Source organism: Sphingomonas sp. 35-24ZXX (assembly GCF_000786215.1).
In the GTDB taxonomy this organism is placed as follows: domain Bacteria; phylum Pseudomonadota; class Alphaproteobacteria; order Sphingomonadales; family Sphingomonadaceae; genus Blastomonas.
The window spans coordinates 886577-910157 of the sequence record NZ_JROG01000003.1 but is presented as its reverse complement, the minus strand read 5'-3'; the positions used below and the strand labels follow the sequence as shown (position 1 = coordinate 910157).

Sequence of the window (23581 nt, the reverse complement as noted above, 5' to 3'; positions counted from 1 at the left end):
AAGATTGACCCTGGGCAGGGATTTTGCGGGCGTTATAGTCAGGGCATACAAGGGGATAGCGTTGGTTGACACGTGGACAGATAGCGAGATCGATCTGGCGGTGGCCGATTATTTCGCGATGCTCGCCGAAGAACTGGCGGGCAGGGCGGTCAACAAGGCGGCCCGCTACCGCGCGCTGGCCGAATTGATCCCCCGCTCGGCCAAGTCGGTCGAGCGTAAGCACCAGAACATCTCCGCGGTCATGATCGGGTTCGGGCAGCCCTGGATAATTGGCTTGAAGCCCGCAAGGCATTACCAGCTTGCGCTGGAAGATGGTGTCCAGCGATGGCTGGATGCGCACCCGGGTTGGCTGAATTCCAACCGGTCTGCGGGTGTTGCGCAAGTCGTGGCTGACACGCCACGACTGTGGATCGGTCCCCCGCCAACGCACCGCAATGAACCTCCGCCAGTCGATCCGAGGCTGATGGCGGCCGTCGCGATGAAGTATGACATCGCTGGCCGTGACGAGCGCAACCGTGCTCTGGGCCGCGCCGGTGAAGCGGTCGTTCTGCACCACGAACGCACCACCCTTATCGAGGCTGGGAGGCATGATCTGGCGGCTGAGGTGCGATGGATCTCCGATCAGGACGGCGACGGCCTTGGCTATGACATCGCCAGCTTTGAACCGGACGGACGCGAGCGCCTGGTTGAGGTCAAGACGACGAACGGTTGGGAGCGAACGCCCTTTTTCATTTCGCGTAATGAACTCGCCGTATCCCGCGAGCGCAGCGACCATTGGCATCTCATACGGGTGTACGATTTTGCCAGGCGACCGAGAGCGTTCTCGCTTCGTCCGCCTCTTGAGAGCTTTGTCGAGCTGACTGCGACATCGTTTTCGGCGCGGTTTGCATAAGCGTAGAACCGGACAAAGAAGCTTCGCAACCTCCTCGTGTTTTTTGGACGGGTTCCACCGGAAACTTGGGCATGCGCCACATAAAACCTCGGTGCGATGTCAGCTCTACCCGGTAGCTTTTTGGCACGTCCCCTGATCATAACCCGCGATCGTCGCGCGGCACCTGCCCTAAATTTACACGGTCTATGACTTGCTGGGCATCGTTTACCAATGCCCGTTGCGACGGGTTGAGCACCGGGCCGGCTCGTAGGATCAGTGCTTCCAGTTGTCGCGCAAGTTCATCGGCTCTGCGTTCAGCAGCAGCGGCAGTATGCATGCCTTCTGCCAAAATCAGGTGCCCGGTCAGTGCTTTGTCTGCCCAATCAGGTACTGGCGATCCCATGGTTTCGGCAAACTCAGCGCCGAGCTTTTTAGCAACCTCTGGATCAAATGATGCGACGCCATGGCTGTCGACAACGACAATGTTAGGGGTCTGATCGATGAGCGCCAGTGCCCGCGCCCACCGCTCCGATTGCTGCAAGTCCTCCTTCGCCAGGACCATCCGACCTTCTGCAGCGGCACTTTTTGCAATTGCGGTCACGCTGGCGCTTTCCACGGCAGCTTCCGCAAACTTTAAGGCGTCCGTCCTCTTCTTCAGCTCAGCAAGAGCGATAGTGTGCTCCTCGGCACGCTTCCGTTGGGCCTCAAGATTTCTATCCGCCTCGGCCATTTTTGCCTTCAGCTCGATGTCGCGGGCCAGAACGGCTTTTTCGCGATCCAACAAAGATGCGGCTAGGCGACGTGCAGTCTCCAGCGCGGACACCAGCTGTCGTGCGAACGCAGCGACCCATGCTGGCCAAGGCGACAGATATGCACGCGTATCAGCCTGTGTCATGTGCTGTTGATCCATCACAAAGCCTACGTTTTGTGTCGGATGCTGACCAGCACTCAGGTTAAGCCGATTTTTGTCATCTGCCGCCCGCTCCAGCAATTCAAGCTGGGTTAGGTGCAATGCCCGCTCGACCTCTATCTCCTGACGCTGCTGGACGATGGCATCCTTGGCCGCAGCCGCAGTGATGCGATGACGTTCTGCTGCTTCGCGATCCTCCTTGGCAGCGTCTGCATCTTGTTTCGCCAGCAACCTCGCCATTTCCGCCTCGAGGTTCGCGGATTGAATTTCCGCGATCAGGCGGTCAGCTTCCACTTTTGCTGCGTCTGCCGCCGCTTTGGCTGCCGCAACGTCACGTGCCCTCTTCTCCACTTCAAGGGCCTCTTGGCGGGCAGCTTCCATCTGGCGAACGGCTTCGAGACGATCGGAGGCCAGTTCAGACCGCAGCTGATCCGCTTCGGCCAGCTTTGACAGAGCTGCGTTTAGCGTGGCCTGCGCCTGGTTTTCGCGATCGACAATTAGCGCTTCCCTGCCAACCAGCTTCTGGCGCATCGCCGCCAGCTGCTGTTTTTCCGCATCGAGTTCTTGAGCCCGGAGCTCCTCGGCAGATTTCCAATCTGACCCCGCCATCTGCTTTAGCGACCCACGCTGTGCCTCTGCCAACCCCATCCTACCCTGCAAATAGTCCAGCAGCGCATCCTGTAAGGCCCGTCCCATCCCGTTTGGGTTGATCGGTCGCCCATACCGTTTAGCCAGGATTTTCAAATCGCGGCTCATCGCAACCGCGATTTTCTCTTGGTGCTTGGTCCGCTTGACATATTTGGGGACCACGAACAGATCGACGACGTGCTCGCTCTTCTCATCGCGATCAACCCGGTCTGCGAATATGGCGTTTTCGCCGAATACAGATATCGCGAATTCACGTGCGTGGTGCAGCATATATGCAGGATCCTTCCCGTCCACCAATTCTGTCGGGAACTGGAGTAGCAGATGCATCGCCTGCGACCGGCTTTTGGGGACAAATGCGCCCTCGATGTGCCGTTTGTACAGCCGCCGTAGATCGAGCCCGGTTGTAGTTAATGGAGGTTCGCTGTTAATCCTGCGCGAATCGCTAGATTTATCTTTGCGCTTTCCGTGTCGCTCAGCTGCGCCTAATCCAGCGTTCGTAATATTTTTGATTCGGACAGTACCTGCCACGCCGGAGACATTGCTTTTCATTGAAGGTTCCACAAGCTGCGAGGTCACGCAGTAGAAAAGGAAGAACATGCTCTTCCTTTTTTGCCGTTCGACAAAAAAGGGCATGTCAGGGGAGTGCCCCTGAACCCCCGGGAACGACCCTGCGGGTCGTGTCTTGTCCGGCCACGGACAAGACGAAGGGTAAAAGGCAAACGGGAAAACCATACCGCCGCCATGGCGGCGGCGGTATGGCCAGAGCGGATCAACCTTGTTCCTTGCGAACAACGCCCGTCTGGTCGTTGTGGCAGCCACGAACCTGGGTTTCGGCACGATCAACGGAGGGTTGATCGACCGGAACCGCAGATGGTTGATCCTGCTGCATAGCCGCATGCCCGACCATGCTGGCTGGCGGCGCGTTTTCTCCCGGCTTTGGCGCAAGTGTTGCTATGACCTGCTGAAGGGCTTCAACCGTTCCCTCAAATTGGGCAATTTGCCGTTCCAAGCAGTCAACACCCATCTTGAGGTTCCCGCATTCGGATTCGAGCGCAAATACCTGCTCCTCAAGGTCGTCCACGATTTCAGCTTTGGTTTCCAATTCGGCTTCGTGTTTGGTGACTAGCTCCGCGACAACCCTCTTATGCTCCGCGGCCTCGCATTGAGAGACGAATGTTCGGCGATAGACGATTGCGTCAACGGCAGCGCACAACTCTTCGACGTCAGTCTTGGAAAGCTCTGTCCCGTCGAACGCTTCGCCACGGTCCTTGCGCACCTTGATCCGCTCGAGGTGTTTGGCGATGGTGGCAAGGCTGCCTCGATCGCCCATCACTTCACGGATCTTCCGTAAAGATATGTCACCGATTTCGTAGCCGCCATCCAACAAAAGCTGGACAGCGTTGTAGACGTCGTCGAAGGTGACGGCACCAAACGTTATTCGACCCATTGGGTAAACTCCTGTACTCGTACGTACATCCCTGTACGTACAGTTATCTGTACAGGCACGAGGTGGATAGTGCCCCGCGCCACCTTGATGATTTACTTCACAAGGTGAGCTGTCTTGTAGGATCGAGTTTTCTCAAAGCGGAAGCGTAATTGCAAATTAATTTAGAAATAAATAAATTTGTGAAATATGTGATATTTAGGTCACAATTATCCGCGACTTTGATGTCTCGGTGGCGATGTACGGTTTGTTCTGATTGGAGCGCCCCCTTTGGGCTTCCAAATGGTCGGATGGGCCGTGGCTGATCCAGCCATGGATCAAGCGTCAGAAAAGGTGCGGCTGGAAATACCGCACCGCCGCCATGACGACAGCGGTGCGGGCAGGGGGTCACCGAATGGGACCCTCATCATCTGGCTTCGCCAGAGCCTCGCCGTCAGCATCGGATGCTGTGGGCGGAGGCGTAGGAGCGGATGCAGGCGCACCGGTAGGGCGCGTCACCACGGGCTCTTGGTGGCCAACCGGGCTTTCTGACCGCAACGATTGAACAGGGTTGGCGGCAACTGGGGTTGCGTGCTCGGTCATCGAGCCTTTGTGCCCGAGCTCTTCCTTCAGCTGCTCAATTCGCCCACGTAGGCGTTCTGCACGCTTGTCCGATTGCGCCAGCTCTTCGGTAAGCGCCGCAACTTTCTTTTGCGAAGCAGCCAGAGCGTCTTCGGTTTCTTGCCATTCGGCTGCAACGTCCGCCAACTCAGCTTCTGCCTCAGCTTGGCGGCGTTCAGCGTCTGCAATCTTCCTTGAAGCGGCCTGCTCGATTATGGCACCCTGATCGCGCAGGATCCGCTTCGCGACCGTGACAATGCCGTCGGCCAAATCGCTGGTGATGCTTCGGATATCGCTAGCCGCATCGGCAGGAAGTTCAGCGAACAAGGTTGGATCAGGTCTGCACTCCCGCCTCCGCCAGTCGCGCACCTGGCCATACAGGTGCCCGCCAGCTTTGCTCATGCCAAGTTTTTCGGCGATCCAAACTGGCCTCACCTGCTCAGGAGTACAGCCGCGTTCGGCCATCACTTGCCTGCATTTTTCATCGACCGTGTTCTGGTCGGCCCATTCGTCACTCTTCTTCATAACAATTTTGCTCCTCACGGAGCAGATCAGGCAGGTGCGTAACCTGCGTAAGGTGCGTAACCTGCGTAAGGTGCGTAACCTGCGTATGTTGGTCGAACACACCTTTGATCCACTCGGACATTATTCTTGGACGCAATCAGCCTGGTGACCGATCGCTCGACAGATAACGGCGAGGAATTTTTTACGGAGCAGCCCAGCAAGAAGGCGGGTGTGCGTTGCATGCGTCGATTAAGTTCGACGATTCTTTATGTATTCTGTATGTTTGAAAATCGCGAAAGACCACGCATGCTCTTAGCATTGATACGACGAACCAGACGATCATCGATGAGGAGCGGCGGTGTAAACCCGCTCCGACGCTTCCGCGACCAATGAGCGCTTGAAGTATCCTGCCAGCTTCAGCAAGGAGGGTCCCCAATGCTTCTGTGACCTCTGGGTCCATATTCGATCCCGCGGGGGGCGCGTTTCGCTGATATTGGTGCGGGATCGTCATGAGAAATAGAGATAAAAAAGTGTGAGGTAATTAACAACAGATAAATCGGCCGATTATAGTCCTGAAATAGGACATATACGATCAGTTTGCAGGTGTTAGTTACGATATCATTTACCAAAATGGTATTGGCGTAACCAGTCCTAGAAAATGATCCACGAATTAGGTTTTGTGGGTATCGATCTAAGCTTATGCCATGCAGAGAACGAGCGTCTTCATCGTCGCTCGATCAATAGGCGTTTAATGCGATACCTGAGGCTGTCCAAGTGCAACCGGCCCAATTTCCGCATTTCCGCAGCTGAACGAGCTGCCGCTCAAGGATGCGTCCTTTCATCCGCCATACGGCCTGCCCGCCGATTGCCTGAAAGCGGGCATAGTTTCCAACCGCTTCGGGTAGCCGGATCTGGGACTTTGCAGTCATTCCCATCGGACGTGTTTAACGGCAGTTCTCTCGCCAAAACCTGACACCGAGATTTCGCTCGCCTGATCTCATAATGCAAGCGCAACTGGGCCATTGGTTGAATGGCATAATCCCTTGGTCGACGCGACAGGTGTCGAAGTCTAGTCGTGTGTGGCCTGAGTCGCGAAGTTTACTCCGTATGCGGGTAGAGTCCGGCTCATTCCAAAGGCGGGCAGGGGAAGCGAACGGCTGGGCATCAACGCTGCAAACGAACCATTGCGGCCATTGATCGCAACTGACACGATGCCCTGATGAGCCGCTCAAATCTCTTAGTTCCTCCGTTTTCCTTGCCTCTAACAAAGTCGGCGTCGGCAATCCGGGTAAGACTATCGAAATGTTTCGATCGCGCTCCAACTCTACGGTTGCAGGATCGCTGACCATGGGACCCTTCGAGATTACCAAGGAGATGGTCGCCGACCTCTCCGATGAAAGCCTACGCGAGCTACTGCGACATCTGCTCGAGACCGAGGCTAAGGCAAGGGGCATCGCCGCGACTGGGATATCCGTCGGTGGAAACCAGACCGCAGGGGACGGCGGCGTGGACGCGTCCATCGCTTGGACCGGCGAGCCCAAACCGCGAGCGTGGTTTCCACGTCGGACGAACTTCTTTCAATCTAAGTCCGAGACCATGGGTCCGGCGAAAATCGCAAAGGAAATGTGCCCCAAGGGCAAGCCGCGCCCGATCTTCGCCGAGCTGGTTAAGAAGCGTGGATCCTACATATTCTTCTCGTCCGACGACCCGTCAGCATCGGCGTACGACGCGCGGATCACGGCGATGCGCGACGCGATTGTGGACGTGCCGAACGGCGACCGCATCGCGCTGGACTTCTACGGCGCAGACCGGATCGCGCGCTGGGCCAACGAGCACGTCGGCCTCGCCGCCTGGCTGCTTGGGAAGCTCGGACGTTCGCGTGGCGGTTGGGAACCTTGTGGAAACTGGTCAGGGGCGGCCGAACCCGGCGGCCCGTACGTCCTTGACGGGACCAACCGCGCCCAGGTCGCCGGGGTATATGTGCCGGTCGGCGAAGCCGTATCACGAATGCGGGCGCATCTGGCGGTGCCGGGAAACGCGGCCCGTCTCATCGGACTTTCGGGCATGGGAAAGACCCGACTCGCCGAGGCGCTTTTCGACGAGCGCCTGAAAGGCGGCTCCGAGCTCCCGCGCTCCTCCGCGATCTACGCCGACGCGGGTCTTCAGCCAGCGGTCAGCCCCGCGCTGCTGGCCGAGCAGCTTGCATCAAGCCGCACCGAGGCGATCATCGTCGTCGACAACTGTGCGCAGAAGCTTCACCGACAGCTCGCGCAAATCGTGAAGCGCAATACGAGCCGGGCGAGCCTCCTCACGATCGACTACGACGTTGATGGCGAAGGAACTGTCGGCCTGCTCGTGACGCTCGCGGACAACAGCGAGGGCGTGCTCGTTGACCTGCTCGATCAGCGTTTCCCAAAGCTCAGCCGGGCCGAGAGGGACCACCTCGCCAAGTTCTCCGGCGGCAACGCCCGCATCGCTCTGAAGATCGCGGAGGCCAGCGGGCCAGCCGTAGACCTCTCGAAGCTGAACGACTCCGAGCTCCTGGACCGTTTGTTTCAGGTCGAACGCAAGGGCGCCGACGACGACGCACGGAGGTGCGCTGCGGTCGCGTCCCTCGTCTACGCCTTCTACGTAAAGGATCACGGGGACCATTCCGCCGAGTACCCGACCCTCGCCGGGATCGCCGAGATCACGCCAGCGAGGTTCCACCGCGCGGTGGCGCGGTTTCTCGACTGGGGCATCGTGCAGATGCGTGGACCGCAGAGGGCGGTGATGCCGGAGCCGCTCGCCAACATGCTGGCGGCCCCCTTCATCCGCGAGAGCGACCCGGCGACCCTCATCGCCGCGTTCAGCGCGGGTCCGCTTCGGCTCTTCGCGTCCTTCGCGCGTCGCATTGGTCAGCTCCACGACGTGCCCGAGGCGGTCGAGATTGCACGCCTCCTGCTGGAGCGGGCCGGGCCGCTGGGGCGTCCCGCACTTCTCGACGGTAAGTTCAGCGGCGCCTTCGTGCGCATCGCGCCGTGCAACCCGGAAGCGGCCCTCGCGGCCATCGAACGCGAGCTAAAGGGGCCAGACCGTGATCGCCTGCTGACCCCAGACGAGCGTCGGCGCGACTATTCGCAGTTGCTCGTGCAGATCGCACACGACGCCCGTTTCTTCCAACGCGTCGTGGCCGTGTTGACCGAATTCGCTCTTGCCGATGGGGAGGTTCGCGAGGAACTCCGCGCCCGCAGCCACCTGCTCGAACGGTTCTGGCCGATCCTCTCATTCACGCACGCCCCGCAGGCGCAGCGGCTGCAGGCCCTCGACGCGATGCTTGCCAGCCCGGATGAACGGGTCGTGTCGCTCGGCGTGGAGGCGCTCGACCACATGATGGATGCTGGGCACTTCAACTCGTCGCTGAATCTGGAGTTCGGCGCTCGCGCCCTGCTGAGCGAATGGCGACCCTACCAGGGTGACGGGTACGAGCCTTGGTTCAAAGCAGCGTACGACCGACTCGTATCGGTGTCCCGTGGCGACGGCGCCCTTTCGCAACGGGCGCGGCAGCTGATCGCGCAGCACTTCCGCGAGCACGTCTCCGCCGGGTTTGCGGACCTCGCCATGGAGGCGATGCGCCAGGTCGGCGATAATGGCTTCTGGGAAGAGGGTTGGCGCAACGTTAACGGCGCGCTCCACTTCCAGGAACGGCGCGACGGCAAGGCCGACAGGGTGGCCCTTGGCCGCCTCGAGCAGGACATGCGTCCCCGCACGGTCGACGACCTCTTCGAGGCCTTCGTGCTCGGCGAACCGTGGAGACACTGGCATCCGAGCGGCCGCGAGAAGTCCCCCACCCGCAACGTCGGATTGCTCGCGCGAGCCATGGGCAAGTGCCTTGCACGCAAAGGGACCGAGCTGGGCCCCCACCTCGCGCGAGCGACGCGCCGCGGAGGCTTCAACAGCGCCAGGCAGTTCGGCGTCGGTCTGGCGCGTGCGACGCGCGATCCGGAAGCACTGTGGCGTCAGGCATACGGGGCTCTCGAGGCCCACGAGCCGAAAGACCTTGACCCGTCGATCCTCGACGGCGTGCTGCAGGGCTCGCGATTCCACAGCCCCGACTGGGTGTCCGGCAAGCTGGACGATATCGTGAAGGACCCCTTGCTCAGCCAGCATCTCGTCGAGCTCCACACCGCCGTGCCACTGGACGAGGCGGCCATCAAACGCTTTCGGACCGCGCTAAAAGAGGGCCGGGTCGCACCGGACCGGTTCGCGATACTGATGGCCGGCGGTGTGACAAAGACCATTCCCGCTCCAGCGCTGACGCGGTTCCTGCGGGAGCTGTTCGACCATGAAGGCGGAGCGCTTCCCGCGCTGCAGGTGCTGCACATGCGCATTTTCGGCGACCGCAGCGACGGGCTAGCGGTCGATGAGGCGCTCGTCGACCTTGGGCGCGACCTCCTCACCCGCCCAGAAATCTACTCGGACGACTTCGCGCGACAGGACCATGGCATCGACGTCATCGCCAAGGTCGCGCTGCGCGGAGACGGCGCCGGGGCGGCAGCACGACGCGTGTGCCGAGCCATGGTCACCGCCGCCAAGGCCAAGCCGTATTCCTATCCGGACGTCGGCCCGATCTCCTCCACGCTCATGCGGCTCCATCCCCTGGTCGTTCTCGACGAAATCGTCGCCAAGTCCGACAACGACCACCTGATCGGCGGCTTCTTCGGTGGTTTGCGCCGCAACGATGAGGACTTCGAGGCTAACGAGTTCAAGATCGACACGAAGGTCATGTGCGATTGGGTCCGCGAGGATCCGGCCGAGCGCTCGGTCAAGCTCGCCAACTTCATCCCGTACACTATACAGCACTCCGACGGCTCCAGCCTTGACTGGTCGCCGATGGCCCTCGAGTTGCTGGCGCTCAGCCCCGACAATGTGAGCGTGCTGCGCACATACGAGAACCGCTTCTTCTCGGGCGGCGGCAGTGGATCTTTCTCTCTGCGTTTCGTCCGCCGCAGGCCGCTCGTCGCTGCGATGGCGAGGCACGAGAGCGCCGCGGTCCGGGAATGGGCTGCGGAGGCGGGGCAGCGCCTAGAGGCGAACATAGGGCGGTGGGACGAGCGCGAGGCCGCCGATAACAGCCTTTTCGAATGAGCAACAACCCGCCGGTCAAGCATCACTACATGCCGCGGTTCCTGCTCCACGGCAGGACGGGTGATAACGGAAGGCCCTGCGCACGCGATCGAGGAGAATTTCACGTTCGCCTTGGACGACTGCGCGGCGGACGCCCACAAGCTGCGCCTGCAGTGCAAGGTCGCGCCATCGCAAAAGGTGCGCAGCGCATGGAGCACGTTCATCATGTCCCAGTGCTTCCGCACTCCCGAAGGCGTGTGCCACGTGAAGCAGGCAATGCTGTCGCTCCTCGCGAAGGATAGCCCAGCGCTCTCCGCAAAGTACGAGGCGCTGAAGAAGGAAGGCTAAGCTGGTCGTCAGCTTGCACAACTCTCCGCCGATGGGCCCAATAACGAACTTTCGAAGATTCCAAGGTTCGCCGAAAGCACTCGCCATCCTTACCTTCCGCAGAATCGCCAATCTGCAGCTTGGCCTCGGCGGCTTCATTCCCGCCCAGCTGACAGAGGACGCAAAAATCAAGCCGCAGGAGGGTCGATCGTCGCGGCTTTGGCATCATCAGGCGCAACGCAGGCGCGAGTTTCCGGACTCGCATCGTTGAACAAATCTTTGAACTGCTCGTCGGTCAAGATCTCGATGCCAAATTCACCGTAATCAGGGTGGTCGACGAACCGCCACCCATCGCTCGGATGAAAATCGACTGAATGAAACGGGCCGACACAGACATTCTTCGCACAATAATAATGCGCGACGAACGGGTCCAACTCCCATTCGCGTTTGATGAACCCCGCCCCCAGCGTCCCCTCGATAAACCAGGGTTGTAGGCCAAACGCACAGAACTGCTTTTCAATTATCTGGCTCAAGAGGCCAGCAGCCGACAGTGCGTCTACGCGAAGCTGCGTAGCTGTCTCGGCATTGAAATGGATCGACCGATTGCGCAGCGTCTCCAGTTCTCGGAACGCATCGACAACCTCAGGAAGCAGGACGTTCCACGCCGCAAGTGTATCGATGACGAGCGACCAACGGTCGAACGAGTCCTTACGATAGACGTGCTTGTATTGTGGGGTGGCCTTATAATGGTCGCGAAGGTCGAGCATCAGGTGATTGAGGATGCGCTCGCCCAAGGCGCATGCGCCTGTCAGGGCGGCATAATAGCCGCCACTAACAAACGCGGCGCGCACATGATCGAACATCACATTGTGGTGCGCCACAATCGAAAAGGGCTTGGCATCGAAGGCAGCGAAGTCGGCGACTTTCTGGTCGAGATTTCGCTCGCCATAGTCGCGTGCAATCCAGGCGATACTCTGTTCTCGCCGCTGTTGCCATTCGAGCTTCGCCTCTTCGCTCCAGTCCTCTCCAGGCGTTTCGGTCAGGTCCCTCGGCGTTGAATCAAAGTCGAAGCTGAAGATACGATACCGCCTAACTTCGCGGTCACTCACACCTGGAATGCGTGCATTATTTTCATTTGCGTCGACCATCCTCAGCCCCGCCGTTCGGTCGCGTTCGGTGCGGCCAGAACGGCATTCTGCACGCTTTAATCCGACGCCGCCAGCACAACAAAGCGTCGACAGGTGCCGTGAGGGCCTAACCATAAGCATCCACCGCATCATGACCCCGTGAATGTCAAACGCCTATCTGTAAGGTTGCGCGCCGATGGAATCACTCCATCTGAGCAGTCATGACAGAGGTACGGTCCCTGAGATTTCCCATACATCGTTTCGACGCGGCACCCGCGGCGGAGAGGGTGCTACAAGCGATGGCGTGGTCTTACGTTGCGCGCCAATGCTATCACCATTCGTTCTTGAACCGCGACATTCTTCCGCACGTGCCAGCCATTAAGGAAGGTCACTTGTGGACATGACGGACGCCCCGGCCTTCGAGGATCTCAGGTTTCGGTTCTTCGCCACCGCTGAGGGCCTGATTGAGTCGATCCCCCCTAAACCGGTCGCGCAGAATTGTGCAGTTGCTACATTGCGCGAATTGTCGAGAGGATGCGGTCGCTGATCGAGGATTGCTGACGGTCGCGGCCATCCCTGTTATTCATCACGCATGACCGACCACCACCTCAAACCGATCCCGGCAGGAAATGAAAATCATGTGGCGGCTGTTCCCGCACCACCCGTGCTGGATCCCGCGCAGCTGAGGCGTATCGAGTCCGTACACAAAGGGTTCCTCTATCAGCATCTCTATGCCGCCGCGCTCCTTCTCTCGCTGGGTCGGGAGGCCGGTGCGACCACGGTTGTTGAGCGAGACGAGGATATCGAACTCAGGCGGCCTGAACGGACAATCTACATCCAGGTTAAGACGCGGCAGCATCCGCTACGGCAGAGCGATATCGCGAGCGCGCTGGAAAATTTTGAGGCGCTGCGCGGCGTCCACGCGGCAGGCGGCGAGCGCCAGGGCGAGGCCCGATTTGTCATCGTTTCCAATGCCGAACCCGGTCCTGTTCTCGCGGCGGATTTGGCGGCCGCAGAATGGCCGCAGGACGTCGCGATCATATCGCCTGGCCTTGGTGCTGTCGACGGACTTCCGCACGCCCACGCGACTCTGGAAGGCATGTACGATATAGCATGCGAGGCAGCCGCTGCCGTTCCCTTCGGTGGTCTTCTCCCAGAAACTTTGATGCTGAAGATGGCGACGCTGATCCAGCACGCGTCCAGCGGCGCCCGCGATCACAGCTTCCCGGCGGAAACGTTGGGCAACTTGCTCGAGCAGTTGGTGCTCCAGCTTCAGGACTTTCCCAACCCGCCTTCGCCATATCGGCCGCAGCGCGACGAACCAGATTTGGTGAGCAAGCAACGCGTTCGCCTGATCATCGGCTTCTCGGGCGCCGGCAAAACATCCTGGGCCGCCGCGAGCGCACGGCTCGTTCCCGAGCCCACGCTGTATTTTGATGTCAGCGACCTACCGCCTAGCGCAGTTCCCACCAATCTCGCGCGCGAAATCGTTGCCCGCTTCATGGGGGGCGGCACCGGCGGCGTGCAGCTGCCTCCGAACGGTGGTCTCGATGCCCTGCGCTACAGTGACCAGCTACTCCATGAAAGTGGTGGTTCGGCGACGATCGTCCTCGACAACGTCCACCGCCTCGGTGCTGAGGATATTCGGCAGATCGTGGAAAGCGCGCCACATCAACGGTTCGTTGGCCTCGCCCAGCCTTGGATCGAAGCGCCCGTGCTCGAAGCCACGCTCCAGATTCAATCGGAGGCCCTGCGCGGCCTGGACGAGGACGCGATCGCGGCAATCTTTGCGAGCGAGGGTTCCGCGATCTCATATGAGCAGGCCCAGCGGGTAGCGCGCTTGACCGGCGCCCTGCCGTTGTTCGTTGCCAACGCTGCGAAGCTGACGGCGAACCAATATGGCGGCGACGCGACCGCTTTCAGCGCCGTGATTGAGGCGCGGACGCAGGACCAGGACACCGCCCAGGATCTCATCCTCGAAGCCAGTTTCGAGTCGCTACCCGCCGCAGCCCGTGAAGCGGCCGCGCTTCTCGGACAGTGCGACGTTCCGCTGCAGCGTGCGGAAATCGACGCCTATCTCGCCACGATCGGTGCACCAGCGGCGATTGCGGGTGCTCTAAGGGCCCTGCGCCGCGCCGCATTCCTGGTCGAATTCCCGAAAGCGGGGCTCGGCTTACACGACGCGCTGCGGCCGCTAGCGGCGGGACACTTCGCCACGCTTGAACCCGCGGCGAGCGCCGCTGCGCTCCAAGCCCTGCACATGCAGCTGGTCCTTTCGCTGCGGCAGCACAAGGATATCCCTCGTCTGACGTTCCTCGTCAGGCTCCTTCCCCGGGTTGGCCAGACGGAGGTGCTCGTTGATCTCGCAACCAGCGAGATGTTCTACGAGCAAGGTAACATGGCGATGATGTGGGACACACTCGTCGCCGCTGCGGACAATCCCGATTACTCGCCGCGCGACCGTTTCTGGGCGCTCGATGCCCTCGCCTACTGGGAGAGCCGCGATGGCGGAACCCCGAACGAAGACCGCGTCGCCCAGATGGCCGAAATCGTTGCCGGGAACGAGTTCGAAGCCCGGGAGCGGCTCAATCTCATTTTCAAACAGCTCATCATCGCAGGTACAAATCAGGATCGCCAGGCTATTGAACGGCTGTCGGCCGCAGGCCGAAAGATTTCGCGAGATCCTATCATGGCGCGGATCCTGCGCTACAACCGGGCGGTCGCGCTCTATCGAACGGGCGCCTACTCTGCGGTTCGGAACGCGCTGGAGCCGCTGATCGCGGAGTCCTTCGCGGCCATGGGCATATCCGAGCGACAGATGCCGGGCGCCAATGGCGAGGGCCTGGTCCGGCTATTCAAGGATGTCGAGGATCGCGACGAGATCAAGCGCACCGCGGATTCGCTCAACTTGTGGGCGACGACGATGACGAAGCTCGATCTGTCGCCGATGCTGCGACGGATCCAGGCGTGCAAGCTCTATTCCCTGTATCAGGCGGGTAGATCCGCAGCCGTGGCCGCATGCGATACAGCCGACGACATGCTGTATTTTATAGGCAGCGCGGACGGTGCGCGCGACGCCATGGAGCAACACGCCTTCCCGCTCATCGCGCACTATCAATTGACGGACATGATCCTTGGGGCGCGATCGCAATATGCTGTTATCCTCGCATGGTGTGGCGACTTTGCTGCTGCCGATCAGGAGATGGAGGCGGTCTTGAACTATGACGCGGACCCTGAAAGGTTGCTCGACCTTCGCAATCAGATCGTTCTGATCGAGGCCATCCGCACAGGTCTCGCCGAACCGCTCAAACCGCGCCGCCCGCCAGGGGGAATGCAGATGTTGCTGAATCCCGATCAGATTGGCCGAAGGCAGGGCCCGGACGATCTGTGTGCCTGCCGCTCGGGCCGCAAATATAAGCGTTGCCACGGCAAGCGTTAGCAGACCGCCGTCCTCCGCCGGTCTGAGGATCAGCAATTTGGCGCCCAGCCCTAGTCATTTTTTTTAGGCAATAGCGCGCGACCTCTTCACTTCCGTGTTCTGCAGCCGGCTACGATTGGCAGCTATTGTCGGGATCGGACGTGCACCTCGACGACTTGGAACGATCTGTTCTGGTCGAGGGCTGCCGTTGGCGATTGGCAGATTGGATGGCCGCTTTCTGCCATTCGCTGTCTGGACCCGGCCTTTCAGCCAAAGGCCTAAAAAGCTGTTTGCAGTGTATCGAGATTGTGCGCGGGGTTGCCCCCAATATCTGCGGTGCTGGGTGCGGTTCGAGTTTACTAAGTGCAAGCACACCGGTTGTTCGGTTGGTGTTCGCCGCCTTTGTGTACAGGGGGATGGAAATTGGTGTTATCGAAGCCGCTCCAATGGCGTTTGGACGGCGCTGCCGGACGATGGCGAGACATAGTTATCCCCAGCCAGATCCAGATACTGGACACTTGCACATCAGCCGCGCACATTCCTCCGGCTACCATCCGAAAACGGCAGATTTCCGTGGGTCAAAACGGTAGATAAAGTGGTCTAGAATCCTGTCTCCCCGACCATTTTTATAAATCCAATAAAAACAGTGGTTTAGAATTGCGTGTCTATCAGTTTGGCGCGCAAACGTCTATCAGTCCCACTCTCGTTGATCACCGTCCTCGCTAGACAAATGGTGGTAATGCGCTAACACTCTTCAGATGGCGCTTGATCGTTATATGCACAAGCGCCAGGGCACTTCCAACTGGCAGCTTCGTTGGCCGCTTCCCCCGGAAGCCCGCAGGACCACGGGCGTAAAAGAATGGACCAAGAGCCTCAAAACCTCTGACAAGCGAGCCGCTGAACGCTTGGCAATTCCCATTCTGGCTGAATGGCAACAAAAAGCAGCAGCACTCGAAACTGGTCTTTCGTCACCCGCGCCTTCCGATATTGATTTTGGACCCATTGCCTATCGCAGATATTATGTCGCCGCGGCGTCCCTCTTCGAGAAGCGCCGATTGGAAGGTGGGCTGGCTGGGTTCGATACAATCAAGAATGAGCTGTTACCGAAGGGTTTAATGGTCAATCGCAGCTCTCTGGCAGGTGACCATAGCCACATGGTTCCCGCAGTCGAGGCGATGTTTAGGGATCATGGGCTCGAATTCGATGGCTCGCTTCCATATCATCAAGCTGTCCTGGCCCAATCGGCGGAGTTCTTCAGAACAGCGCTTGAGATGGAAGCCAAACGACTCGGCGGCGAGGTTCACCCAGAGCTCACTTCTGCCATGGTTCTGGCCGCAGAAGCAGCAAACGCCGTCCCTGACGCAGCCGGCACAGTGATCCAAGCCGACCCATCAATGACGTTGCTTGCGCAATTCGACACCTATGCGTCGCGCCGTGCGGCAGCCGGCAGAAAGCGGGCCGATACCCTGACCCAAGACAGGATCGTCGTGCAGTTGTTTGCCGACTATGTTGGCGTTGACGCTGACCTGAGAACAGTCACCCGTTCTACGGTGCGGAACTGGCGTGACACGTTGCTCCGATGTCCGGCCAATCTGAACAAGCTGGCGCACTATCGTGGTTGGAAACTCGATCAGATTGCTGCTGACGCGCCAACTCACGGAGGAAAGCTGTTGAGCTCGAAGACGGTGAACAAATACCTTTCAGCGGTGTCAGCCTTGTTCACTTATCTGGCCGCAGAGCGTGACGACGTCACAAACCCATGCCTTGGGTTGTTTATCGAAATCGATAAGGCATCGAACCGGCGACCGACCTTCAGTAATGTGCAAATCGGCCGAATCTTCGCGACCCCGCTATTCACAGGTTCAGCCGGGCCTCACAGCTTGCACGTGCGGGGTGACCATCACGCGGATACATGGCACTACTGGATCCCGCTCACCTGCCTTTTCTCCGGCTTGCGCATCGGCGAAGTGGCACAGCTTCAGATATGCGACATCAAATCGGAATTCGGCACAAGCGTGATGCACATACGCCATGACCAAACGGCTGGCCTCGCAACGAAATCAGGGACAAGCCGCATCATGCCGATCCACTCGCAACTGGTCTCTATTGGCTTCCTGGACATGGTCGAGCGGCGTTCTCAAGATGCAAGTGGTGATTTGACTCAGCCATTGTTCGCAGGCCTTTCCAAGAACGACAGAGATCACATCGGTTCCGCGCCGTCCAGGTTCTGGCGGGACTATCTGACCAAGGTCGGCGAGAAGAAAGGCGACGATGGCATCGGCGCACATTCGTTTCGACATACACTGGCTCAAAAGCTCCGCGACGCTGACGAGCTCGACATTGCCATCGCCGTGGTGCTTGGCCATTCCCTGCCATCCACCACAGCTGGCTATGGCACCACCCGGCAGGGAAGCATCAAGATGTTGAGCGACATGATCGAAAAGGTGAAGTTTCCGACGCTGGCCGTCGAAGGTTTGAACTCTGTCAGGCGCTTGAGCTCGTTGGCAACATGATCACTGGTCGGCGGCTCAGGCTCAAGTCATCAGCGTGGATCATCAAAGCACAGACTTCTGTCGCACCTGGCGCGTGGGACGGGCCCTTCACGTGAACAAGATATCTGCGCGGCGTAAGAACGACTCCCCCAGATCAAGGCGGAAAAAACCTCTCGTAAACAGCGAGAAGCGAGCCCTGAAACGACGCATCGAGAACGAGAATGCGTGGATCGCTGACATCCTGAAAGAGGCAGAGATCAGCCGATACTGGTTAGAGGACGCAAACCCGCCATATCCTGGCTACCGCGTGGTCGATCATCCATTCGTAGTATTCACTGAAATCGACCACCCTTACCACGTCACAGATGGTCATCATTCAGGCATTCCAAGGTGGAAGCACACCTCAGAATCATGGAAGATCACCTTGGGTTGGATACTGGGCCGTGAAGTCGGTGCTCACAGCTTCACATCAAGAATCGTTGAGTCAGTTCCTGCTAGAGCCGTAGCATCTGGTCGGCTTGATGCTGTGCATGTCACTTTACAACGTCGCTTGAGAAAACGGCTTGAGCAGAGGGGCATTGCTAACGTCGAATACTGCTACGTGCTGGAAGCGAGAACACGGCATGGTCGCTCCCGCACAGACATCCATGTGCATGGGTATGTGGTGCCCACCAGTCCTCATGATCTAACGCTGTTTAAGCAGGCGCTTGAAATGGCGTGGTTGGGAGGTGTGCAGAGACGTACGCCTAATGCTGCCAAGGCTATCGTGATTGAACGCGGCTATGATCTTGCCCCCGACCTGAGCTTGGGTATCGACCGCAAGAATGGTGGCTTGCCGGGGAGGGCTAGGTGGGCGAGCTACATGATCAAGAATGTTCACCGTTATGATCTGAGGATGCGAGGACGGCGCGTGTACATGAGCCAGTCGCTTACGCGGGCGGTGAGAGAAGGACATGCGCTGCTTCGGCGCGAGCCATTGCCCCAAACACCCTGACAATTTCGCGGTGTTCGAGCTCCTGGCTTGACTATACTAAGTGTTCTTATTGACAATATTTGCCGCAAGGATGCGAAAAAGCTTTTCGAAGTTGACGCCACAAGCCAGGTGTGATGCATTCTTCGGCAATGGTATGCCGCGCTCATTCAGATGGGTTGCGGTGAAACGAGGCAGATGCGCCATTGCCAGCGACCCAGCCTCATCGCACGAAATTGACACCAGCAAGATACCGATCTGTGCTGCCGACCGCCGTGTATGAGCAGTCTCCAGTCGCGGTAGAAGCCGCAAAATGCTATAATCGCGGATGGAAAACTCACTCAAAGCCCGCCGCCTGACCCCTGCTGAATGGAAACAGATCGTCGATCTTCACGAGCAAGGTCACGGACCAATGACGCGTATCGCCGAACGGTTTGGCGTGAGCCGCCAGGCCATCTCGGCCGGCCTCAAGAAGCGTGGCGTGCAGAAAGACTGCCGGCTGGATGAGTTTATGGCGCCGTTCGTCGCCAAGCAGAACCGGCGAGCGATCAGGCGTAGTCGCATCGAGCTTGCCCAGCACGACATCTGGATGGCAGAGCAGGATCGGCAGCTGGCGCACCTGGACCATCTGATGACCAGTACCTTTGCAGCGATCGGTGACCCGGACGGCATCGCCGCAGTGGCGAAAGTCATCGCCGATCGCAATGTTGGCCGAGAGCCCCGCCAGACGTCGAAGGCCGGCCAAGGGTAGTCCCGTAGCCAACTACAGCCTATCGTGGCGTGGCAACCCCTTGGCGGGCAGTATAGAGCGCGCCAAGCGGAATAATGGCAATAAATTCGGTAAATACTGTCGTAGCATGCTGAAAACATGGTCGATGTGATCACGGATCGATCCATCGCAGGTGCCGAAGAAGATAAAGTTAACGCGGCGACTTGTATTTAATTAGTTCGATAATTGTCTTCGCGCACACTCACGTATAGAGAGATTCAAATTAACTTACATTCATATTGTCATATGGTCCGTAAGAATCGTTTTCTATATACCCTACGGGTATATATAGAGTTGGTGTTTTTTTCAGTCACTAGGTAGCAAAACGAAACCCATTAGAAATCAGCCTGCATTCGAAGATCGAGACAGAGATCACGGAGTTGAAAACCAGCGGCGGCTAAGAGTCGAGATGTCGGTGTTCGAAGACCCATTGTGGCCACACGATGCGGCGTGGTCACCCTCCACGGCGGTGGCCAGGGTTGTCGAGGACATGGTTGAACTCGGTCGCATCATCCTGCTTGACCACGTTGTTCTTTATATGTTCCAATCCTCGCATGCGAATCTATCAACACGATGCCCGGCAATGACCCGGTTGCGGCGCTTGCCATGCGCACGCTGGAAGACGCGCTGGCGCAAGCTCAGGCAGGATCAGTGCACCGAACTTGGGGGCAACGGCTTGCGCTGAGCTGGCTGGCCCGCAATGGCGTCGCTGCAGACTGGCAGTGCAGCAGCTTCTGGGCCGTGCTCGATGTTCCCTTCGACTGGGCATATACGCAAGGCGGCGCACAGGATCACCGTGTAACGACGCTGATGGGTTTTCTCGACACCTGGTATTTCAAGCTGACGCTGGAGAGGCCTTGCCTGCAGCAGCGCGCAAGATGGGCACGCCGCTATGCCCACGACATTGACATGGGCAGTGGCACGCCTCAGCTTCCATGCATGTGCAACCGCTATCAGCCTGGCGAACGCCAACGGATCGAAGACCACTTCGCCGCCAAGGTTCTGCGCGACTACAATGAAGGGCCGGCGACCGTGCATCCCAAGGAACCTGGCTGGGTAGTTCGGCTGCATGACGGCAAAATGGTGCTGGAACAGATGATCTGGGGTTTCCCCGTGGTGCTGCGCGGCAAACGAGGCCAGCCGCTCAAGCCGAAGCCCGTCAACAACGCAAGGTTCGACAAGCTGGGCGCGTTCTGGAAGCGATGGGCATCGCAGCCTGAGAATCGCTGTCTGATACCGGCGTCACGCTACGCAGAAGCAGTTGGCACGCCGGGCAAGATGACCGAAACATGGTTGTCCGTGAAGGACCAGCCGCTGTTCGCCTGGGCGGGGCTTTGGAGTGAGTCGGACGAATGGGGCATGTGCTACACCGGCGTGATGACAGAAAACGCTCCAGAGCTTGCGCACGTCCACGATCGGTCGCCCGTGATCCTAACGCACGAGGATTGGCAGACGTGGCTGACGGCGCCGCTGCATGAGATCTACCGGTTTGACCGGCCGCTTCCGGCTGAAGCGATGCGCGTTGAGGCGACGAGCGAGCTTTGGGTTCGTCGCTGAGCACTCACGCGTTCATTGTGATATCTTTGCACAGAATATCCGCTCTCAATCGCACAACGGCACGCTCTTGAGCTTCAATCTCAAGCCCAAGCGTTTCGCCGAAAGTCCGCAGAGTTTCTTGTCGGGTAAGCCATGGTGTGAAGTTTAATGACTTGCTCAAACAGATAATTCGTAGCTCGATCTTCACCGGCTTGCCGAGGTTATCGCGCTAATGCAATCTTGGCAGTGAAGCGATTCTTGGGAAGGGCTCAATGTATCCTTCGAAGCGATCTAATCTGCGCCAATTTGGTGCTATCGGCGCCGCCGGCCTTGACCACAGTGCGACGATGCGCCCAATCTCCACCGATGGGCATACTTTGAAACAGCTGCCCAGTTCAGGGGAAGTTGTTGAGAATGGTTCGTCGGTGGCTCTTGCTATACTTGCCTCGTTTCACCACGCGCCAGGAGGGTGCGAGGTGACCACGCCTGCTGAAATGCTTAATGAGCGTTACTTTCTGACGGAGAACATGAGGCGTGGTGCGCAGACAACGGTCACCCAAGCGTTTGACACCAAGGCGAACAGAATGGTCGCTGTAAAGCGAGTGTCGTTTGGACCGGACGATGCCCGCGCGAAAGAAGCATTTCAGCGCGAGGCCACAGCCCTCGAGGCCCTGCGCCACGCCAATATCGTAGACCTCGTGGAGATTGACAGGGACGACGAGGGGCACTGGTTCATCGTACTGGAGTGGATCGAGGACAACCTCGAGGATGTCCTACTGCGAGAAGGTCCCATGACGTGGACGGAATTTTGGGACCGGATTGGCGAACCTATCCTAGACGCGGTTTCACTCGCACAGAAGCGTCAGATTGCGCATCGTGACATCAAGCCCAAGAATATCCTTGTCACGGCGGACGGGGTCGCGAAGCTCGCCGACTATGGAATCGCCAAGCTGCTCGACAACGGCGGATCCTGGGCGGTCCAGGGCCTAACCTTCCGCTTTGACCACACGCCGGGTTACACCCCCTCGAAACCAGACAACGATCATCCGCTCACCAGGGACTGCTATGCTTTTGCGGCAGTTGCAGTGTCCTGCGTGACGGGGCGCATTCTTGAGAACGACGAAGACTTGGGGACGGCTCTCCAAGAGGCAGCCTTACCTGCGGCCATTCGGCCTATCATTGAGCGCTGCCTTGATACCGAGCCGTCGCGCCGTCCTCCGCTCGCTTCGGTCCTCACGGCCCATATCGAGGACGCGATGGCACAGGCGGATGCGCGGTCGGCGGAGACCATCACCATCGCTCTGCAGTTCAACCCCAAAACCCGGTCGCTGTTCGAGCGTCGGATAGACAGCGACTCCGGAAATAGTGTGGAGGCGTTCGTCACCGCCGAACTTTTCGAGGTCTGTGGCATAATCGCGCGCACGCCCGTCGAGGGCGATGCCGAGCGCATCGACTTGGTCGGCGCCACATGGCGCTTTGAGGCGATAGTCGCCGGCAAGGAGCACCATCTCCTTTACGTGACGCATGCTGCCGAGATCGGCGCCGCCTACGCTGCGGATCTGCGCGCCTCTGGCCTCGTCCGACCCGTAAGGCCGATGTTCTCCCGTCCTCGTGACGCGCAGGAGGTCGGGCAGCGGCTGCGCATGTTGATCGTCGAGGCCCGTGCAGCCCATGCGGCGCACAAGGCGGAGAGAGACGCCCTCGCAACCCAGCGCATCTTCCGCGTCTGGCGGGGCTACCTTCGCGACCGGGCCGACCTTGAGGCTCGGCGGGGTAGCACTATTGCCTACTTGGGACGGGAGATCGTCGGCGATCGAATCGTGTTCACAACCGAACTGGCTCAGAAGGAGGAATTGATCGGGCAGGAGCGCGTCGTCCACTATCCTGGGGGAAAAGTCGCCGGCAGGGTTTCTGGCGTCGCGTTCAACATCGTCACGATGGACGTGACAACCGGCGACCCGGGGCGGACGCAGAGGCGCGGGGAGATCGCGATAAACACCGTGGCGGCCCAGCGTGCGCTCTCGCATCAGACCCACGCATTGGACGCGGTCGTGTTCGACCGAGCGGTAAGCCCGCGGCTGAAGCCTGTCGTGCTCGAACCGCAGACCGCGCAACCGATCACGCCAGTGCTCGGAGCGACGCCGAGCGACCCGGACATCGATGATGAAAAGCGCGCCATTCTGGCGCAAGCGCTCGGTGTTGAGGATGTTCTTGCCATCGAGGGTCCTCCCGGTACTGGCAAGACTAAGCTAATCACCGAGATCATTATCCAGTGGCTGCAACGCAACCCCGGCCATCGGATCATGCTTTCCTCGCAGACTCACATAGCGCTCGACAACGTGCTCGAGCGCGTCACCAAGGTAGCGCCTGGCCTTGACATGATCCGCATTGGACGCCCCGACGAGCCGCGCATCTCCGACGCAAGTAAGGCCTTACTGCTCGACCGCCGCGTAGAGGGCTGGATACGGGAGGTCAGGCTCGCGGCCGAAAGGGACATGGAGCGCTGGGCCCGTGAGAACGGCGTGGATCGTAAGGCTGTCGAGGTCGGAATGAAGGTCGAGCGGCTTATACAGCTGCTGCGCCGGTCTGAGACAATTGCCGACGAGATCGCGGAACGGCGTGCCGAGCGCGCAGCGACCATTGAAGATGACGTGGACGAGACGCAGGCCGACGCGCGGGAGGTGGATGAGACCAATACCCAGATCGACAGCGAGATCGGCGAGCTGCAACGCGAGGAAAAGCGCGTTCGAGAGCAGCAGGCGGAACTGCGCCGGGAGATGAAAGACCTCGGCGAATACGCGGTAGACGCTCTCGCGTTCGTCTGACCTGCAGGAGTTGGCAGAGTGGGCTGGGCACCTC

At 59.3% G+C, this 23581-nt stretch carries 13 protein-coding genes; 9 read left to right on the top strand and 4 right to left on the bottom strand.

Going from position 1 to position 23581, the window contains the following annotated elements:
* Window positions 1-61: 61 nt before the first annotated feature.
* Window positions 62-892, top strand: coding sequence for a DUF3883 domain-containing protein (locus LI72_RS06795; protein WP_033924990.1), 831 nt, complete (start codon window positions 62-64; stop codon window positions 890-892).
* Window positions 893-1028: 136 nt separating this feature from the next.
* On the opposite strand, the gene LI72_RS06790 is transcribed toward LI72_RS06795, so the two are convergent.
* The 3 genes from LI72_RS06790 to LI72_RS06780 all read right to left on the bottom strand — a co-directional run bounded on the left by LI72_RS06790 (window position 1029) and on the right by LI72_RS06780 (window position 4998).
* Window positions 1029-3062: a hypothetical protein gene (locus LI72_RS06790; RefSeq protein ID WP_156139509.1), complete on the bottom strand. Its 2034-nt coding sequence runs from the start codon at window positions 3060-3062 to the stop codon at window positions 1029-1031.
* Between the two features lie 136 nt (window positions 3063-3198).
* On the bottom strand, window positions 3199-3876 hold the full coding sequence (locus LI72_RS06785) for a DNA-binding protein (protein ID WP_033924988.1): 678 nt from the start codon (window positions 3874-3876) through the stop codon (window positions 3199-3201).
* 384 nt (window positions 3877-4260) lie between these two features.
* Window positions 4261-4998 carry a hypothetical protein gene (locus LI72_RS06780; RefSeq protein ID WP_033924987.1) on the bottom strand — a complete coding sequence of 246 codons (738 nt, stop codon included), beginning with the start codon at window positions 4996-4998 and terminating at the stop codon, window positions 4261-4263.
* A gap of 1326 nt (window positions 4999-6324) precedes the next feature.
* Between LI72_RS06780 and LI72_RS06775 the strand changes: the two genes are divergently transcribed.
* Both LI72_RS06775 and LI72_RS06770 read left to right on the top strand, forming a co-directional pair.
* A complete protein-coding gene (locus LI72_RS06775) occupies window positions 6325-10104 on the top strand; it encodes a hypothetical protein (RefSeq protein WP_033924986.1) in 3780 nt (1259 codons plus the stop codon).
* Between the two features lie 60 nt (window positions 10105-10164).
* A complete protein-coding gene (locus LI72_RS06770; protein ID WP_033924985.1) occupies window positions 10165-10431 on the top strand; it encodes a hypothetical protein in 267 nt (88 codons plus the stop codon).
* A gap of 167 nt (window positions 10432-10598) precedes the next feature.
* On the opposite strand, the gene LI72_RS06765 is transcribed toward LI72_RS06770, so the two are convergent.
* Window positions 10599-11558 carry a hypothetical protein gene (locus LI72_RS06765; RefSeq protein ID WP_052129569.1) on the bottom strand — a complete coding sequence of 320 codons (960 nt, stop codon included), beginning with the start codon at window positions 11556-11558 and terminating at the stop codon, window positions 10599-10601.
* A gap of 571 nt (window positions 11559-12129) precedes the next feature.
* Here LI72_RS06765 and LI72_RS18965 point away from each other — a divergent pair.
* The 6 genes from LI72_RS18965 to LI72_RS06740 all read left to right on the top strand — a co-directional run bounded on the left by LI72_RS18965 (window position 12130) and on the right by LI72_RS06740 (window position 23547).
* Window positions 12130-14976 carry an SEC-C metal-binding domain-containing protein gene (locus LI72_RS18965; RefSeq protein WP_052129568.1) on the top strand — a complete coding sequence of 949 codons (2847 nt, stop codon included), beginning with the start codon at window positions 12130-12132 and terminating at the stop codon, window positions 14974-14976.
* A 737-nt stretch (window positions 14977-15713) separates the two neighbouring features.
* Window positions 15714-17468 (top strand): tyrosine-type recombinase/integrase, encoded by a 1755-nt coding sequence (locus tag LI72_RS06755; RefSeq protein ID WP_033924984.1) that lies wholly within the window; start codon window positions 15714-15716, stop codon window positions 17466-17468.
* 91 nt (window positions 17469-17559) lie between these two features.
* Window positions 17560-18441 carry a hypothetical protein gene (locus LI72_RS19975; protein ID WP_156139508.1) on the top strand — a complete coding sequence of 294 codons (882 nt, stop codon included), beginning with the start codon at window positions 17560-17562 and terminating at the stop codon, window positions 18439-18441.
* A 304-nt stretch (window positions 18442-18745) separates the two neighbouring features.
* Window positions 18746-19168: a helix-turn-helix domain-containing protein gene (locus LI72_RS19970; RefSeq protein WP_156139507.1), complete on the top strand. Its 423-nt coding sequence runs from the start codon at window positions 18746-18748 to the stop codon at window positions 19166-19168.
* Between the two features lie 591 nt (window positions 19169-19759).
* Window positions 19760-20743 carry an SOS response-associated peptidase gene (locus tag LI72_RS20465; protein WP_231562386.1) on the top strand — a complete coding sequence of 328 codons (984 nt, stop codon included), beginning with the start codon at window positions 19760-19762 and terminating at the stop codon, window positions 20741-20743.
* 455 nt (window positions 20744-21198) lie between these two features.
* Window positions 21199-23547, top strand: coding sequence for a protein kinase domain-containing protein (locus LI72_RS06740; RefSeq protein ID WP_033924982.1), 2349 nt, complete (start codon window positions 21199-21201; stop codon window positions 23545-23547).
* The last annotated feature ends 34 nt before the right edge of the window (window positions 23548-23581 follow it).